The organism is Mesorhizobium sp. YM1C-6-2 (assembly GCF_003666685.1).
Lineage (GTDB): Bacteria > Pseudomonadota > Alphaproteobacteria > Rhizobiales > Rhizobiaceae > Mesorhizobium_K.
The window spans coordinates 1-17236 of record NZ_RCIZ01000006.1; the positions used below are offsets into that span (position 1 = coordinate 1).

General features: G+C 64.8%; 13 protein-coding genes. 8 read left to right on the top strand and 5 right to left on the bottom strand.

Going from position 1 to position 17236, the window contains the following annotated elements:
- Positions 1 to 494, bottom strand: a 494-nt coding sequence (locus D8676_RS15990; RefSeq protein WP_147448205.1) for a DUF1254 domain-containing protein, incomplete at its 3' end; no start/stop codon positions are given.
- A 136-nt stretch (positions 495 to 630) separates the two neighbouring features.
- Complete coding sequence (locus D8676_RS15995; RefSeq protein ID WP_121582091.1) at positions 631 to 2355, bottom strand: hypothetical protein; 1725 nt, start codon at positions 2353 to 2355, stop codon at positions 631 to 633.
- A 157-nt stretch (positions 2356 to 2512) separates the two neighbouring features.
- On the opposite strand from D8676_RS15995, the gene D8676_RS16000 reads away from it, so the two are divergent.
- The 8 genes from D8676_RS16000 to D8676_RS16035 all read left to right on the top strand — a co-directional run bounded on the left by D8676_RS16000 (position 2513) and on the right by D8676_RS16035 (position 10769).
- On the top strand, positions 2513 to 2761 hold the full coding sequence (locus D8676_RS16000; protein ID WP_245426839.1) for a hypothetical protein: 249 nt from the start codon (positions 2513 to 2515) through the stop codon (positions 2759 to 2761).
- 148 nt (positions 2762 to 2909) lie between these two features.
- Positions 2910 to 3899: an AraC family transcriptional regulator gene (locus D8676_RS16005; RefSeq protein ID WP_121582093.1), complete on the top strand. Its 990-nt coding sequence runs from the start codon at positions 2910 to 2912 to the stop codon at positions 3897 to 3899.
- A 172-nt stretch (positions 3900 to 4071) separates the two neighbouring features.
- The gene (locus D8676_RS16010; protein WP_121582388.1) at positions 4072 to 6294 is read left to right on the top strand and encodes a DUF3604 domain-containing protein; all 2223 of its coding nucleotides are present in this window, start codon (positions 4072 to 4074) and stop codon (positions 6292 to 6294) included.
- A 32-nt stretch (positions 6295 to 6326) separates the two neighbouring features.
- Positions 6327 to 7217: a peptidyl-prolyl cis-trans isomerase gene (locus D8676_RS16015; RefSeq protein ID WP_147448206.1), complete on the top strand. Its 891-nt coding sequence runs from the start codon at positions 6327 to 6329 to the stop codon at positions 7215 to 7217.
- Positions 7201 to 8244: a HupE/UreJ family protein gene (locus D8676_RS16020; protein ID WP_245426841.1), complete on the top strand. Its 1044-nt coding sequence runs from the start codon at positions 7201 to 7203 to the stop codon at positions 8242 to 8244. The genes D8676_RS16015 and D8676_RS16020 overlap by 17 nt, the downstream gene beginning before the upstream one ends.
- A 17-nt stretch (positions 8245 to 8261) precedes the next feature.
- The gene (locus D8676_RS16025) at positions 8262 to 8870 is read left to right on the top strand and encodes a HupE/UreJ family protein (protein ID WP_121582095.1); all 609 of its coding nucleotides are present in this window, start codon (positions 8262 to 8264) and stop codon (positions 8868 to 8870) included.
- The gene (locus D8676_RS16030) at positions 8867 to 9469 is read left to right on the top strand and encodes a HupE/UreJ family protein (protein WP_121582096.1); all 603 of its coding nucleotides are present in this window, start codon (positions 8867 to 8869) and stop codon (positions 9467 to 9469) included. The genes D8676_RS16025 and D8676_RS16030 overlap by 4 nt, the downstream gene beginning before the upstream one ends.
- 292 nt (positions 9470 to 9761) lie before the next feature.
- Positions 9762 to 10769 carry an acyltransferase family protein gene (locus D8676_RS16035; RefSeq protein WP_121582097.1) on the top strand — a complete coding sequence of 336 codons (1008 nt, stop codon included), beginning with the start codon at positions 9762 to 9764 and terminating at the stop codon, positions 10767 to 10769.
- A 24-nt stretch (positions 10770 to 10793) separates the two neighbouring features.
- On the opposite strand, the gene D8676_RS16040 is transcribed toward D8676_RS16035, so the two are convergent.
- From D8676_RS16040 to D8676_RS16050, 3 genes are all read right to left on the bottom strand, one after another.
- The gene (locus D8676_RS16040) at positions 10794 to 12773 is read right to left on the bottom strand and encodes a cell wall hydrolase (RefSeq protein ID WP_121582098.1); all 1980 of its coding nucleotides are present in this window, start codon (positions 12771 to 12773) and stop codon (positions 10794 to 10796) included.
- Positions 12774 to 12792: 19 nt separating this feature from the next.
- Entirely contained in the window at positions 12793 to 14112 is a 1320-nt protein-coding gene (locus D8676_RS16045; protein ID WP_121582099.1) for a hypothetical protein, read from the bottom strand.
- 231 nt (positions 14113 to 14343) lie between these two features.
- Positions 14344 to 17127: a S8 family serine peptidase gene (locus D8676_RS16050; protein ID WP_121582100.1), complete on the bottom strand. Its 2784-nt coding sequence runs from the start codon at positions 17125 to 17127 to the stop codon at positions 14344 to 14346.
- Positions 17128 to 17236: the final 109 nt, after the last annotated feature.

Below are 17236 nucleotides of genomic sequence, written 5' to 3' on the forward strand. Positions count from 1 at the left end.
GTGCCTTCCCAGCCGGGACCGGTGATGGCGTATGTCTGCGCCCCGGTGCCGGTGGTGCGCTTTCCGGGAACGTCGAAAACCGTCGTCCAGCCGTCCAGCATGGGGAACAGCGCATAGCGGTCGTTCAGGTCCGGAAGGCTGACGATCCAGGGCTCGTCGCCGACGTCGAGAAAAGCGGTCGTGTAAAGCGTATCCGCATTCGGCGCCGTGACGTCCCGGAACTCGGCGTTCGGATATTCACGCAACTTGATGAGCTGACCCATCGGGGCCTTGGTTCCCTTGGGCTCGGCGACATTGGTGATGACGCGGCGGGTCATCTCCATCGTTACCAGTGGATAGCCGTAGATATAGGCTTCGAGGGCGGTCCCGAACTCGTCGGAGCCTTCCATCAGGTCGGTGATCAGTCCGTCGGCACGGGCGGCCGTCGAGCCGAGCGAGGCAGCCGCCAGCAGGCCGGCTCCTCCAAGGGAAACGGTGCGACGCGAGAGTTTCATTGTGCGGTCCTCCATGATCCAGCAGCGTGTTGCCTGCGGGATGTGTGGCGGATCGATTGACCGTGCGGAACGTAATTAACTGTTGGCTACGCGGAGATGTAGGGTATCCACGCGGCGCGACGGCCTGTTGCCTGCGTCAGTTTTTGATGTCCAGGCCGGCCTTCTTCAGCGACCCCAGGAAAAAATCGACGTCCTGCTTGCGAAGGAGGCGCATGGCTACTTCCTGACGCGCGTTCTTTATGAGGCCCGGCGCGTTGGCTTCCAGCCAGACCCGTTCGCGGGCGGCGTCCTCCATGTAGCCGCCTTCGGCAAAGAACGCCGCCGCCATTGCGTGATAGGTTGGATTGTTCACGGCGGGCGACCGTTTGATCCGTGTCGCCGCCTCGTGATAGTTGCCGGTAAAATAGGCGCACAAGGCAAGGGCCGCTTCGGAATAGGCCATCCGCGCGGGGTTTCTTTCGACGGCTTCCGTGCTCAGCCGGCAGCCCTCCGCCCAATTTCCCGATTGGGCCAGCCAGCTCGCATATTCCTTCATGAGATCGGTATCGTTGGGGTTGATCTCCATCGCCTGCTTGCCTACCGCAAGGGCCCCTTCAATGTCCTTGGCGAAGTAGAGCGCGGTCATCTCGGCCTCCAGGCCCCGAACGTTGAAGGGATCGAGTTCCACGGCCCGCTTGGCGGCCGCGAGAGCCATGTCGATCGTCTTCGGCGACGTGCGGGGATCAAACGGATAACTGAACCGCATACCATCGATATAGATCTGAGACAGAAGTCCCCATGCCGTGGCGTAGTTAGGGAAGCGGGCGACAGCCTCCTCCAGGCATTCGCGCACGCCCGGCAGCCGATTCACGTCAGACTCGGCGCGATAGGCATAGAAGGACAGGGTGCAGGAGTACGCTGCCCAGTCGTCAGGCGGATTGTCCATGCGCCTGGAGGCGTCCGCATTGGCGATGACGCCATGGGACTGGGCGAGAGTCGTCGCGACATTGCGCGCGATGTCGGATTGAACGCCAACGAGTTCGCCGACTTTCATCGCGCCATCGTAGCTGTTCGCCCACAGGACCGAGCCATCGTTCCAGTTGGTGAATTTGACCCGCAACCGAAAGGCATCGTCCGACAGGCTGACGCTGCCGGCGAGCGCGAAACGCGGCGAGGGGATGGTTTCTCCGGGCCGCGTATCGACGGACTCGACGACCACGATGTCCTTGAACTTGGAGAGCTGGCCGACGACCTCCTGCGACAGCCCCCTCGCGATCGTCGCCGATGCCTCCGTGCCGGTCAGATCCTCGAACGGCTGCACCAGCAGGCGGGGACGCTCCGGCGAACCGGGGCCTGTTGCGGAGGTGGTCCACCACCAGGCGAACGCGGCTGCCGCGAGTACCGCGACAAGCAGCGCCGTCACGGCCAGGAATGGACGCGTCTTTCCTTGGCTCGGCGCCGCCTCGACCTGCGCAGGCACTGCCGGCGCAGGCGGTTCTGCCGGCGGTAGGTGTCGGGGCCGGCGCGAGAAAAAGGGAACGTAACCGCCCTTGGGAATCGCGATGAGGACCGGGTCCGCTGCCCCTGCGGTCAGATAATAACGCTCGATCGCCCGCCTCAGATGGCCGGCCTCGACGCGCACGATCGGGTCCGATTGCGGGTCGAACGACGTGTCGCGGCCGAACACCTCGACGGCTATGGAGTAGGCCTTTATGCGATCGCCGCGTCCCGACAGCGTCTCGTCGACGACGTAGCGGAGGAAGCGGTGCGCGCGCTCCGTGGCGTCAAAGTCGTTGCTGTCCAGGATGCGTTCGAGCTGGGCCCGGCAATCCGCGGCCGAGACGCTGCCCCCTTCGTCTTCCGCTGGTTCCGCCCGGCCCACGGATTTCTCCCGTCGAAACGCTATTCGGTCATCAATAACAACAGGATCGCCCACGTAAATTACATGTCGGTCGTGGCACCTTCAATAGCGCCTGACTAGTCTGCGACCGTCAGGTTGCGAAATGAACAACGAACGAACAAGCAAACGCGAAGCTTTCGTGGCGGCGACTGGCCGCTTTCCCAATTTCGAGCTGTCCATCAGGAGGCTCCTCGAAACCGATGAGAACTTCCGCGATATCTGCGAGGAGCTTGCGGAGGCGGAATACGCGCTCTCCGCGGTGGAAACCATGCCTGACGCATTGCGTGGCGTCAGGCGAGCCGAGTGGCAGGAGCTGATCGATCGCCTCGTCTGTGAAGTCGAGGCGGCAATCCGCTCGGACCCCTCGGCGGGAATGCGACTGGAGTAGCTGGTGCGGCCATGGAGCATGTTGTCCGATGCACTGCGAAAACCATGGAACGCATCTTCATCCTTTCGTTTTCCTCCGTCTCCAAGATCAGCGCAGCTTGCAATAGTCCGCGTCCTACGTCTTGTCATTTGATGCCAAGTTGTTTCGAATGTTGAACACTGCGCCATCGATCAAGATCAGAAGCTTCCTGCAGGTCGCGCCCTATCTCGCGAAGCGAGGCATATCCTCGGTCGAATTTTTCCGACGCCTAGGGATCTCCCCGAATATCTTTCAGGATCCGGACGTCTATCTGCCACGCGCGCTGTGCTTTCAGATCGCCAACGAAATGGTGGCGGCGACGCAGGATGCTTTCGGGGGGGCGCATGTCGGCCACATGACCGAGCTGCGATCGCTCTGCATGTGGGGCAAGTCGGTCCTGCGGTCGGCTGACGTGGCGCATGCCTGCGAATTTGCCGCGACCAATGTCTCCATGCTCCACCAGGGGTCGAATGTCCGCCTCATCACGGAAGGCCGGAGGGTCCGGATCGTCTACCGCTTCTCGGGCCGCCACGAGATGGATCCCGCACAGTTCATCCATGGAAGCCTTGCGGTCCTGCGCAAGATCCCGCTGATGGCCGGCGAACCCGCCGCGATACGGGTGCATCTCACCGCCTCGCGGTCGCGGGGCGACGACGTGCTCGAGGAATGCCTGGGTCCCAACATCGAGATGGGATGCGAGCACGACATGATCGAATTTGACCGCGCATTGCTCGACATGCCGCTCCAGGTCCAACCCGACGAGGCTTCGAAGGTGACGGAAGCGCTGCGGTCGGCGGTCGACGTGGCGGGCCTGCTGGTTGAGCGGCTCTCGGACCACCGGCATCTCAGGCTGAGAGTTATGGCGAAACGGATGGGGATGTCGGTGCGTACCCTTCAGCGGCGCCTGAAATATTGCGGCATCGAGTTCGAGGATCTGCTTGACGAGACCCGTCGCGGCGAGGCGCTTCGGCTGATCGCGCAGGGCAGGCATACGATGACCGACATCGCCTATCTGATCGGCTACAGCGATCCTGCCCACTTCACGCGCGCCTTCCGGCGCTGGACAGGCGCGGCGCCGTCCCGCTTTTCGGCTAACCCGCGACAGCAATTAAGTAAATAGCCGGCAATCTAGTCTTCGATTCCGGGGATTTGGCGCGAAATGGCAAGATCAGCGGAGTAGACGTAGTTAGTATCTTGGTGCATTTTCCCCAGGGGAAGTTGCTGGACTTTTGGCGTAGCAGGTCAAACAGGAGCGGGGCATGACCCATTTGCGGAGCCACATATCGAAGCTGATGGTGCGCGCGAGCGCCTTGGCGGTGCTTTCAGCCGGCGTCGCGGCCGCCGACCCCAACCCCGACAGGGACGTCTTCTTCGGCGAGCAGCACATCCATACGAGCTGGTCGTTTGACGCCTATATCTTCGGCAATACGAAGGCGACGCCGGCGGACGCCTACGATTACGCGAAGGGAAAGCCGCTGAAGCACGCGCTGGGCTTCGAGATGCAGATCGAGCAGCCGCTCGACTGGATGGGAGTCACTGATCATTCCGAATATGTCGGCGTGATCCAGCAGGCGAACGACCCGAGCACGGAGCTTGCCAAGAGCGAGCTCGGCAAGGAGCTGCAGGTCAGGACGCCGGCCGACATCCAGCGCGTCTACCTGAAGCTCGGGGGGACGATGACGGAGAACAAGCCCATCAAGGAGCTGGTTTCCCCGGAGCTCATGTCCTCAGTCTGGAAACGCAACAACGAGATGGCGAACGCGGCGAACGAGCCCGGCAAGTTCACCGCCTTCAACGCCTATGAATGGACGTCGACGCCCAACAACCGCAACATGCATCGCAACATCTACTTCAAGGATGCGGCGCGTCTGCCGGAGTTCCCCTTCTCGTCCTTCGATTCTGAGGCGCCCGAAGATCTTTGGGCATGGATGGACAAGCAGCGGGACTCGGGCATGGAACTGCTCGCCATCTCGCACAATGCCAACCTGTCCGATGGCTTGATGTATCCGACCGAGGTCGACAGCAAGGGGCGTCCGATCGACGCCGCATGGGCCGAGTCACGCATGCGCAACGAGCCGCTGATCGAGATCAAGCAGATCAAGGGTGCGTCCGAGACGCATCCGCTACTTTCGCCGAACGACGAATTCGCCAATTACGAGATCATGTCGTACCTGCTCGGCGATCCCTCCGGCCGCTTCGACGGCATCCGGGGCAGCTTTGTGCGCGATGCGCTGCGCAACGGGCTCGCGCTCGAGGACACGCAGGGCTTCAACCCGTACAAGCCGGGCTTCGTCAGCGGATCGGATTCGCACAATGCGGCCGCGCCCTACCGCCAGGACAATTTCTACGGTGGCCATGGCGCGGGCGACGGCGACATGAAGGGGCGCCTTGAGGGCAAGATGTTCGCCGGCCTCGATCCGAAATACGAAAACCCGGCTGGCCTGAGCGCTCTCTGGGCCGAGGAGAACACGCGCGAGTCGCTTTTCGAGGCGATGAAGCGCAAGGAGACCTACGGCACCAGCGGGACACGCATCAAGGTTCGCTTTTTCGGCGGGCAGGATTTCACCGACGCCGACCTGAAGGGCGAGAACTGGGTCAAGGGCGCCTATCAGAAGGGCGTGCCGATGGGCTCCGACCTGCCGTCCGCGGCGGGCGACAAGGCTCCGTCCTTCCTGGTCTGGGCGGTCAAGGACCCGACCTCGGGCAACCTCGACCGCGTCCAGGTCGTCAAGGGCTGGTCGGCAAGCGGACAGTCCTTCGAGAAGATCTATGACGTGGCCTGGTCCGGCGACAGAAAGCCTGACCCGGTCACGGGAAAGGTGCCGGCCATCGCCTCGACGGTCGACATCGAAAACGCGACCTACGAGAATTCGGTCGGCTCCGTCGAGCTCAGCACCGTCTGGACCGATCTGGACTTCGATCCTTCGGTGCATGCCTTCTATTATGCGCGCGTGCTGGAGATCCCGACGCCGCGCTGGACGACGATCCAGGCCAAGGAAGTCGGCGTGAAGGTGTCGCAGGTCGTGCCGGCAACGGTCCAGGAGCGCGCATGGACCTCGCCGATCTGGTACGCACCCGGCGAAGGCAAGGAACGCGCCGCGGCTGGCGTTCGCATTGCCGATATCGGCAGCAGCGGCAAGGCGCTCGAGCAGCAGGCTCTGACCGCCCTGACGGTCGGCAAGACCGTGTGGCTGAAGAACCTGGTGACCGGCGACGTGTTCCGGACCGTATGGGATGCGACAGGCCAGCGGGTGATGCTTAATATCGATCCCAGTCATCCGTTGCCGCAGCATTTCGGCAATGTTGCGCAGGACGCCTATCTCGGCGTTCCCGCGCATTATGAAGTCACGGGTGGCAAGATCGTCGAGAGCTTCGGCAACGAACAGCTGAGCTGGTCAGCCTATCAGGTCGGAGACCGGACGCTGCTGGCACGAAGCAACGAGTTTGGCTACGCCAATTACGAAGTCGTGCCGGTGCCGGAAACGCTGCTCGATCTCAACGACATCAAGCGCTGACCTATCGTTCGGTGGCATATGAGGAGCGTGTCTTGAGCTCTTCTGTCAGGGAGACGCTGGTGCGGCTCGTCCGCGAGCCGCTGGTGCACTTTGTCCTGATCGGAGCGGTACTCTTCTACATCGGCGGCCAGAAGGCGGCGGAAGGGCCGCGCAACGAGATCGTCGTCACCGAGGGCGATATCGACCAGATGCTCCTGTCATGGCAGGTGCAGGGCATGCCGCCGCCCTCGGCGGCTGCCATCCGCGGTATGGTCGAGGCGAAGATACGCGAGGAAGTGCTCTATCGCGAGGCGATCGCGATGGGGCTCGACCAGGACGACGTCATCGTCAAGCGGCGGCTGGCGCAGAAGATGGACTTTCTGGCGGAGGACCTGTCGGCGCTTCAGGAGCCGACGGCGGAGGAATTGCGGGGATGGTTCGAGTCCCGTCGCGACGACTTCGCGCAGCCGCCCCGGATCAGCTTTCGGCACGTCTACTATTCCTTCGACACGCACGGAAAGGATGCACGCGCCGCAGCCGCGCGAGAAGTCGCGGTCGCCGCCGGACCCGGAAACGGCGACCGCTTCATGTTCCAGAATGCGTATGCGGAGCGCACGGAAGCCGAGCTCCTTGCCGTTTTCGGCCCGGCTTTCGCGCGGGACGTGTTTGCGCTCCAGCCCGGACATTGGACCGGCCCTCTGGAGTCTGGCTATGGCTGGCATGCGGTCTTTGTCGAGAGCAAGACGCCGTCGTCCGTCCCGGTCTTTGAGGAAGTCGAGGACCAGGTGAAGGCGGCATATCTGGATGCGCGCCGCGCCGAGTTCCGCGAGGAGGCCTACCGGGTGATGCGCGAGAAATACGAGGTCGTGCTTCCCAAATTCGATGGGCCGGAAGCGACGCCGTCGGCACCGGTACGAGAGCAGGGCGGTGACGAAGCAAGCTGATCAGGCGGTGCGTTTCCGCATGCTGCATCGTATCGCGCTGCAGGCCTTCGTGCTTCTTTGCCTGGTCGCCGCCGGCATGCCGCCTGCCGCCGAAGCGCATGAGTCCAGGCCCGCCTACCTGCAGATACGAGAGGTAGCGCCGGCACGATACGACGTGCTGTGGCGCACGCCGGTCAATTCGGGCATGCCGTTGCCCGTCATGCTGCGACTGCCGGAGGCAGCCAGGAACACGGCCGATCCGATCATCCAGCGGCTGAACGATTCCACCGTCGAAAGGCGCCGGATCGAGCTGCCCGAAGGCGACCTTGCGGGCCAGCGCATCGATTTCGTGGGCCTGCAGGCGACGATCACCGACGTTCTCGTTCGGGTATCCTGGCTCGACGGTCGGCAGGTCACTGAGATCGTCCGGCCGGCGCGGCCGTGGATCGAGCTTTCCGACCGTCAGAGCATTTGGCAGGTCGCCAGGACCTATACCACGCTTGGCATCGAGCACATCCTGATGGGCTTCGACCATCTGCTCTTCGTCGCCGGCCTGATGATCATCGTCCGCTCGACCCGCTCGCTGATCAAGACCATCACCGCCTTCACCGTCGCCCACAGCATCACGCTTGCGATCGCCACGCTCGGCTATGCGTCGGTGCCGGCCGCCCCGCTCAATGCGGCAATCGCGCTTTCGATCCTGTTCCTCGGGGTGGAAGTGGTCCGGCTGTGGCGGGGACAGACCAGTTTCACGCTGCGCCATCCCTGGATCGTGGCTTTCGCCTTCGGCCTTCTGCACGGTTTCGGTTTCGCAAGCGGACTGACCACGGTGGGATTGCCGACCAGCGATATTCCCTTGGCGCTGCTGGCGTTCAACATCGGGGTCGAGATCGGCCAACTGGCCTTCGTGGTGGTCATACTGCTGCTTCATCGCGCCATACGGATCCTGCAATTCGACCCGCCCCGATGGACCTACTACGCGCCTGGATATCTGGTGGGATCGCTCGGAGCGTTCTGGACGATCGAACGCGCGCTCATCCTGTTCTAGTGCCGAAAGAGGGATCGATGACGAAGCTTCACATCCACCGGCTTCTGCTCGCAGCGGGCATCTGCGCGGCGATCGTCCAGTTCCCCGAGACCGCCTTCGCCCATGTCGAGGGCGAGGCGATCAGCGGCTTCTTTTCCGGATTGAGCCATCCGGTCAGCGGATGGGACCATATCCTCGCCATGATCGCAGTCGGGCTGTGGGGAGCGCTGCTCGGGCCTCCGGCGCTGTGGATTCTTCCGATTGCCTTCCCGATCGCCATGGCTGCGGGCGGCATGCTCGGACTGCTCGGCATTCCTCTGCCCTGGGTCGAGATCGGCATCGCGGCCTCCTCGATCGTGCTTGGCCTTTTCATCGTCACCAACATGCGGCTCAGCCTCGCTGTCGCGATCCCGCTGGTGATGATCTTCGCGCTGTTTCACGGCCACGCGCACGGAACGGAGCTTTCGCCCGGCGCCGATGCAGTGCTCTACAGCATGGGCTTCGTCATCGCCACCGGCCTGCTGCACGCATTCGGGATCGGGATAGGGGCGGTGGACGGGCTGCCGATGGGCAGAACCGTTCTGCGCGCGCTCGGCGGCGGCGTCCTGCTCGGCGGCACCTATTTTCTGATCGGCGCCTTTGCATGAGACGAAGCGCCGTCGGCGTTCTCCTGGCCGCGGCGCTTTGCGCGCCGACGCCGTCCTATGCGCATCTCGTCAATTCGGGGCTCGGGCCTTTCTATGACGGTGCGCTGCATCTCATGCTCACCCCGATGGATCTCGTCGGCCTGGCCGCGTTGAGCCTGTTCGTCGGATCGCAGGGGGCAGGGGCCGGTCGGCTGCTGGTGATCATAGCGCCGCTCGCCTGGCTGCTGGCAGGTGCCGTCGCGCTGTATTCCCGTGTCGACGCCTCGTTCGCCGTCGTCAACGCCGGCAGCCTCGTCCTCCTTGGTGGATGCATCGCGCTCGGGCTGAAGACCTCGCCGGCCGTTGCAGCGGTCGCGGCGGCCGTGTTCGGCGGCTTGCTGGGTTTTCAGAGCGGCCTGGAACTGCGGGCCGCCGGCGCCGATTGGGTTGCCCTGATCGGCACGGTCGCCGTCGTCCTGGCGGTGACCCTTTTGATCTCGGCGCTGGTCGTCTCCTACACTGCCTTCGCCTTCCGCGTGGTGCTGCGGGTCCTCGGCAGCTGGGCCGCGGCGACAGGCCTGCTGTCCTTCGGATGGATCATGGCTTCCGGCGCGTCATGACCATGCGAAGCGGGCAGGGGTGAACAGTCAGCGGGATCACTTTTGACCCCCTCCGTTCATTGTTCTTGATCGATATCGTGCCGCGATCGGGTGTTTCCGGTCCGGTCCGCCGTCCGCAAAGCCCGGGGATTGCTTGCCTGAGGCGATCCGGTTGCGACCTTCCGACGCCGCTGCCACAGGCGTTGCCTTTATCCCTGGACCGACGGTTGAAGCCTGGCGGAGGAATGGAATCCTGCGCTCGCTGTCCTAACTGGTCCTCGGCGGGAGCCAGACGTGCATGCAATGAGTGAGAATGAATACAGCCAATGAGGGCCGCCACGGTCACATCGACGCTCTGAAAGGTGCAGGTATCCTACTGGTCGTCTTCGGCCACCTGATCGAGAAGCCCTCGGCGAACTCGATGCTGCTGCAGATGGTCTATATCGACATCTACAGTTTCCACATGCCGCTTTTCGTATTCCTGGCAGGCATCTTCGCTCGCGATACCCTGAAGGGCCGCGACTACCGGAAGATCGTCTGGACGCTCTTCTTCCCCCTCGTCGTCTTCCAGGCGATCTACCTCGCGGTGGGCTGGATGACCGGCTGGTACAGCTATTCCATCTTCACGCCCTACTGGATCCTCTGGTTCATCGCCTCGATGATCGGCTGGCGCATTCTGCTTCCGCTGCTGGCCTCGCCGGCCGGGCTTCTCATCGCGCTCGGCGGTGCCGTCCTCGTCGGCTATGACGACACGGTCGGTTATGCCCTGAGCGCGTCGCGCACCATCTACTTCCTGCCTTTCTTCGTGCTCGGCCATCTCTACGGCCTGCCGCTGGTCGAGACGGCCAAGAGGCACCGCCTGGTCTTCTCCTGCCTCTTCGCTGCGACGATGCTGGTGGTGACGCTCTGGTGGCAGCACGGCCTCGACGGCTCGGCGCTGACCGGGAGCCGCGACTATGGCAGCGCCCCGCCTTCCAGCGCCTTTCACGGCCTGGCGCGATTTCTGCTGATAGGGCTTGGCCTGGCAGCCCTGATCGGCTTTTCGGCGGTCATCCCCCGCAAATCGGCCGTGCTGGAATGGCTCGGCGAGCGCTCGCTGTCGATCTACCTGCTGCATGGTCTGGCGGTGATGCTGCTCGTCAGCGCCGGGGTGCTCGACCTCATCCCGCAGCCGCTGCTCTTGCCTGTCCTCGTCGTCTTCGCCGTCCTCATCTCGGCGGCGTCGGCCTTGTTCGATGCGCCACTGCGGCGCATCTTCAGCCCGCCGGCCGCATCGACCGGCATGAACGACCTGGCGGCAGGCTGGCAGAAATACCGGTGACCGGCTGCGTGCTTCTCGCTGCCGCTACCTGATCCCGGTGTAGAAGATGTGCCGGCCGATCTTCAGCGTGACCTTGGCGTTCGGCGACTTCACCACCCAACGCGGCTTGGCGATGCTGGTCGCGTGGTAGTGCAGGGCGCCGCGGGTATGATCCGGGATGTCGCCCTTCACGGCGCGCGTTGCCACGTTCATGCAGCGGTCGAAAACGGCGTTCGCGCCCTTGGCGAGCTTCATGATCTTGGAGCGGTTCGCGTCGTTGCCGTTCCAGCAGGAGAACTGCAGCGGATCCCGGCAGACGCCCGCGACCGTGGCCTTGCCCCTGAACTTTTTTGCCCTGCGGTTGAGGATGACATTGGCGACCGCCTCGACCGGCACGTCGCCGCGTCCGTCGGCGTCGAATTCGCCGCGCGCCTCGCCGTAGAGTGTCCGCGCCAGGGTCAGCACGTCGTTGTTGGTGGCCTCGGCTACCGGCGTTCCGCCGGTCGAGCTAGCGGCGGTCGCGGCCCCCCCGACAGCGCTGCTTCCCGCAGTCGAACTCCCGGCACTCGAGCCGCCTCCCGTGGTCGAGCCGCTGGTCACCGGCTTATCGTCCGTAGGGGCATCCGTCTTGAGCGCAGCCGCCAGCCAGCGGATCGCGACCAACTTGCCGCGTGGAAAGGCCCTCAGGCACACCTTGCGCGACTGGTTGCCGCCGAGCAGCACGATCTTGTTGTCCTTCTTCAGGCTGTGGAAGAAGCCGACATGGCCGGAGGCCTTAGGCACCAGCGGCTCGAGCAGCACGATCGCGCCTTTGGGTATGCCGTCCGCCGCCGCGTCGCCGGTGCGCAGGAACAGTTTTGTGTCGCCCCAGCCCTTCCAGTTCGCCGCCCAGGACGCGCCCTTGATGATGCTCGTGGCCGCCGGGTCCCCCGCCGTCTTCAGGCAGTGCGCGACGAAGGCGCCGCACCAGGACAGCACCTTGTCGGTCTCCAGGTCGGTCGCCTTGAAATATTGCAGCACCCGCTTCTTGCCTTCCTCCGAATTGTGGGTGAAGCCGCCGGCCTCCCATTCCTTGAGCTCCTTTTCGGCGGCTTCCAGCCAGGACCCCATGACGCCGATGTCCGCTTTCGGCGGGATCGTCTCGGGCGCGCGCTTCTTGATCAGCCTGAAGGCGCGGGTGAAGCGGTCGTTGAGGAGACGGCTCGTCTTGGCGCGGAACCCTTCGACGGTTTGCGGCTGCGCCCCGTCCGCCAGGAATTTCTGGTGCCGCTTCATCAGCGCGTCGCGCGCGGCCTGGTCCGGCACCGCCTTGGCGAGCACCTTGTCCATCGTCGTCGCGCCTTCTTTGGCCGTCAGCAGCTTCTGGACCTCGACGGCGGCATCGACGCCAATCATCTGCGCATGGAGGACGTTCAGATAGGTCGGGACATAGGGTCCGTCCTGGAGCGCCGGGTCGGTCAGTTTCTCGCTCAGCTCCTGCATCCTTCTGCGCGACAGGTAGGCGGCCGGATAGACATGCATCAGCGGCGTCTTGCGGTTCGCGGCCTCGCCCTCTGGCGGCACGTTGGCCAGATAGTCCTTCCAGTCGGAATCGGTCAGCGCGAAGGGTCCATCGGCGCCGTCATTGGCCGGGTCGGGCGGCAGGTTGGCGATGCCGGAGGCGATCAGCGCCCAGGCGACCAGATAGTCGGCGTCGACGGGCAAACCTGCCTCGTCGCCCCCGGCATTGGAATCGATCTCGGCGCGGATGCATTCCTTGACGAAATCGGCCTGGTCGAGCGGAGCCTGGACAGGCGCCTGCGCTTCGCCGACGAAGCGGCGCTCGACCCAGCCGCTCTGCCCCTGGAAGCTGGCGAAGGCCCAGTCGGCCGCCGTGCCGGCCGCGCCAGCCGGGATCGCCGGCTGCGGCTCGGCGACATCCACCGCCTCGTCGCCGAAGAAGCGCAGCAGATGAGGGGAGGCCGGATCGGGCTTCTCGCGCAGCAGCATGCGCTCGCCCGGCGTCACTCGAATGCTCTGGAGCATCTCGGCACTCCTCCTGCGTTCAGCGCTCCCGGATCGGCAGCTTCATCCTGGCGAAAAGTTCCGGCGTCGCCTCGTCGGCTGCCGCGCCGTCCGGGCTGCCGATCTGGAAATGGGCATTCGCCGCGGCGATGTTGGCGCGCATGGCGTCGAGGCTGGCGCCGGCCGGCGGCGCGACGAAGCCGGCAATGCCGAGGAACTTCATCTCGTCGGCAAGCACCGCCACCTCGTTGGCGCTCGCCAGCTGCTCGGCCTCGAAGATGTTCCTGAACCGGCCCCGGTCGCAGTTCCCGTGCTTGATGGCGCGCGCATATTCGTTGCGGCTCGACACCATGCCGTCCTTCCTGACCGACGGCTGGCCGGCGACATAGGTCTCGAAGATCGCATAGGCGGTCATGGTCCGCGGCCCGACCGTTCCCAACTCGCCGTTGGGCACGCAGAGCGCGCGCTGTAAGGTCAGCAGGTCGTTCTCGTCGTAGCCGCCGATGGCGAAGATCTTCTTCACCTCCGGCGTCTCGACGATCGGCGGCGGCGGCGTGACCCTGACGACGGTGACGCGCTGCTCGGCGCTGCGCGGCTTGGTGGCGTCGACCGCCGCCGCGACCGAGTCGGTGTTTATCAGCGGCGGGGGTATGTCGCCGCTGCGCTTGACCACGGTCAGCACGTTGTTGACCTCGGTCTCGATCGAGAACGGCATGCAGATGCGCAGATAGGAGCGCAGCGCGTGCTCGACCGCCGGCTTGGTCTGGAACTTCAGCTCGGCGACCCCCTCACGGAACGAGCGCTGGTTGCCGAGCACGAGCGCCTGCAGCGTCGAGGTGTCGATCTCGAAGAGCAGGCGGGAGTGATAGTTGATGACGGTGGCCTGGGCGAAGCCGAACGCCTCCGCGACAACGCCGATCGCCGCCGATGTCGGCGCATAGGCGAGCAGGATCGCGTTGACCAGCCGGGCAGTCGTGTTGATCTGGCTGATCACCGGCTGCTGCGAGCGCTTGCGGCTGTCGTACCACGCCAGGTAGGCGTCGCAGCGCGTGTCGATGTCGTTCATGCCGGCCTGCACCAGCGCGTTCCAGTGCAGCGTCGAGAAAGCCGCGAAGTTGCAGATCGGCAGGCCCTCCGGCGACGTGCCGGCCAGCGGCAGGTTGGCCTGGCCGCAAAGATAGCCGTAGTACATCTGCTGGATCTGGTTCTGGCGCCTGACGTCGGTCGAATAGAGGTTGGTGCCGACGCCTTCGTTCGCGAAGCGGTAGTCGCCCTGCAGGTTGCATCCGGCTGCAACGATCGATGCGAACAGGACACTCGCCAGCGCCGCAACCCTGTACGCGATCGACCAACGCACCATCAGAACTTCGACCCCGCCAAGGACACAACGGCTGCGTATTGATTGTTTGAATCAATACTTCCTCGGGTCGGTGGCGGCAACTTGTTTTCTGGATGTATTTTGTACTGCTTAAGTAATTATACAATATATGTAAAAGAAAATCGCTGCCGGAATCGCGCAAACTCCGACGCGCTTGTACAACCCGACGAGCCGCACTCTTCCGCCGCTCCAAACTGTCCGTGCCGGCCGCGATCAGACCGGCACGCCGATCGCCTCCATCTCCTTCGCGATCTTGGCCATCGCGATGGCGTAGTTGGATTCTCCGGTGAGCCCGCTGAAGTGCAGGCCGAAGCCCGGCAACCCCTCGCTCTCCCAGCCGATCATCGCCGAGCCGGAGGCGCCGCCGAAGGTTGTGGCCTCGTGGCCGAAGACGATGCCGAGCGGATCGAATTCCACCGCGCCAAAAGTTTCGAGCAGCCGGCCAGGCGCCAGCCGCTTGACCCCGAACAGGTCGCCGAACAGTGTCCTGATGACGAAATTCCAGTCGATCTCGTCCTTCGGTCCCTGCTCGCGCCGCGGCGCGCCCGGAAAGCCTACAGTGCAGATCGTCGTCGACTGCGCCTGCATGAAGGCGGCAGGCTTGGCGTCGAAGCGCAGCGGCTTTGTAGGCATCTTGGCGCCGTCGACCGGCTCGATCACCATCGCCACCGCGTCGATCTTGCCGAAGCCGCGGCCGGCATTCTTCGGCAGGCGCGCTTCGACCACCCTGAAGCGGTTGACGTCGAAGCGCGAGGCCTCGCCGACAAAGTCGATCTCCAGCCAGCCGTGGATCTTTATCCGCGACTTCTTCTCCTCCATCAGCACGCCGAACTTGGCCCGCGCGTCATCCATCACGTGATAGTTGGTGAGGATGATGCCCTTGCCGGCGTCGACCAGGCTGCCGGTGCCGATGAAGTTGCCGGCGTGGCCGAAGCGCGGCTGGATGCGTCCGACGGCCCTGCAGACGGGCTCCAGCGCGTCGGCCGCCTTGGCGACCTCGTCCGACCAACTGCCCATGAAGGGATGCGACAGCGGCGGCCGGTCGTTTTCGATCAGGAAGCTCGGCCGGGAGCCGTCCGCGATGATGATCGCTTCCAGCACCACGCGGTCGTTGGGCGTCACCGTCGCGGTCACGTCGTCGCCGACCAGCTTCTGCAGTGCTTCGCCGCCATAGCCGGTCAGCATGTTCAGCGCAGCCGCGAATGCGCCCTTGTCGCCCATCTCGCGCGCCGGCATCTTCTCGGCCAGCGCCGTGACGCGGTCGAGCGTCGCCGAAGCCGCGTCCTTCGACAGCGGCTCGTCGGCGGCAGCACCGCCCGATTCCAGCGACCCGCCGGCTTCGACGGCCGCGCGGCGGGCGATGATCTCCTTCTGGCGGCTGAGCTTCCGATAGGCCGGCATGTCGGCGCGGCTTCGCCTGATCGCCGGGGAGGGCGGCGGTGCCCCTGCTACCGATTCCAGCGCTGCGCCGCCCGCCTCGAACACCGCGCCGCCCACGGGGTCCGGCTTCGGCCGCACGCCCGGCAATTCCTTCGGCGGCTCGGGCAGGGCGCCATCGCGCAGCAGCGCCAGGCTGATCTCGGCGCTGCGGCGCTGCCAGTCTATCTCCGCCCCGAGCGCCGTCTCGCCGGCCTTCGCCAGCGCCAGGCTCCTCACCGAATTCGCCGGCGTTTCCTTCAGCACCGGATCGGTCGGGCTCTCGGTGCCGAGACCGCGGTCGAAATCGGCCTTCAGCAGCGCCTCCGCGTCGATGATGCCGGCGCCCATGTTGAAGCTGTCCCAACCGTCCGGCACGCGGGCGGTCGCGGCGACCATGCGGCGGAACATGTCCTGCACGGTCTCGCCGCGCTGCTTGGCGGCGCTCACCACGTTGGCGCGGCCGTGGAAGGCCAGCCAGCAGGCGGCGACGCCGGCGGCGAGCGCCACGGCATAGCTCGTCCCCTGGCCGGGCTCGACGTCATTGCCCGGAGCGGTGGCGCGATAGACGTTCTGTCCGGGCGCGGAGAAGTCGATCTCCGGTCCCTTGCAGCTTCCGGTCCAGCGCTCGTCCTTGCTGTCGGTGCCGGCGACCCCGATGCATTTGTCGTAACGCGCCGGCCATACGACCAGCCCGATGCAGTTGCCGGCCGCGGCGAGCACGATGACGCCCGCATCCACCGCGCGCGACAGCGCCAGCCAGAGCGACAGCGAGGCGAGGCCGCCCAGCGACATGGTGATGACGTGCGCGCCGTTGTTGACCGCGTGGTCGATCGCCTGCGCCACCTTGATCTGCGACAGCCGTGCCACGCTCTCGATGGCGCGGATCGGCATGTGCTTGGCCTCCGGCGCGCTGCCGGAAATATCCAGCGTCTGCGGGCTGAGCAGCACGCTCGCGGTCGATGTGCCGTGGCCGGCATTGCCGATCTTCGGCAGCGGATCGGTCGGGTCGTTGGGCCTGCCGTTCAAGAGGTTGCGCGGCGCGACCAGCGTGACGCCCTTCAGTTCCGCATGCTTGGTTATCCCGGTGTCCGGCTGCGCAACCACGATGCCGGCGCCGCGGCTGGGACGCCCGCGCTCCTCGGCGAAGGCCCAGGCCTGCGGCACGCGCATCGCCTCCAGCGCCCACAGCTTGCCGAGCGCCGGTTCCGGGTCGGCCCAGCAGAAGGGAAACTGCTCCATGCCTTCGAGATTGTCGGTGTCGACCTGATCGACCGGCATGGCGGTGAAGAAGATTTCGGGCTCGGCGGCGTTAAGTTCATAGGCCTGCACGAAAGCTTCAGCCGCCGCGAACGCCTCGGTCTCGCCGGTAAAGCGGCGGCCGTGCAGCGTCAGCATCAGCTCTTCCGGAGACCGTATCTCGATGGAGAACTTCAGCCCGGAGAGGTCGGCGCGCAGCGTATCCGCGAGCGCGTCCGGCTTGCTGTCGAAAAGGCAGAGGCGCGCGTCCTGTGCCGCGTTCGGCCTCGCCTTCACCGTCGCCTGTTCCACGATCGCACGTGCGCTGGAATTGCCGCTCATTGCCGCCTCCTCAAGCGCACTCAGCCGCAATTTCCGCCCGGATATGTCTCGATTCTTAACCTTCTGCTCGCCGCTGCAAGAAAAGGCTAACTAGGCTGGAACCGCTTTG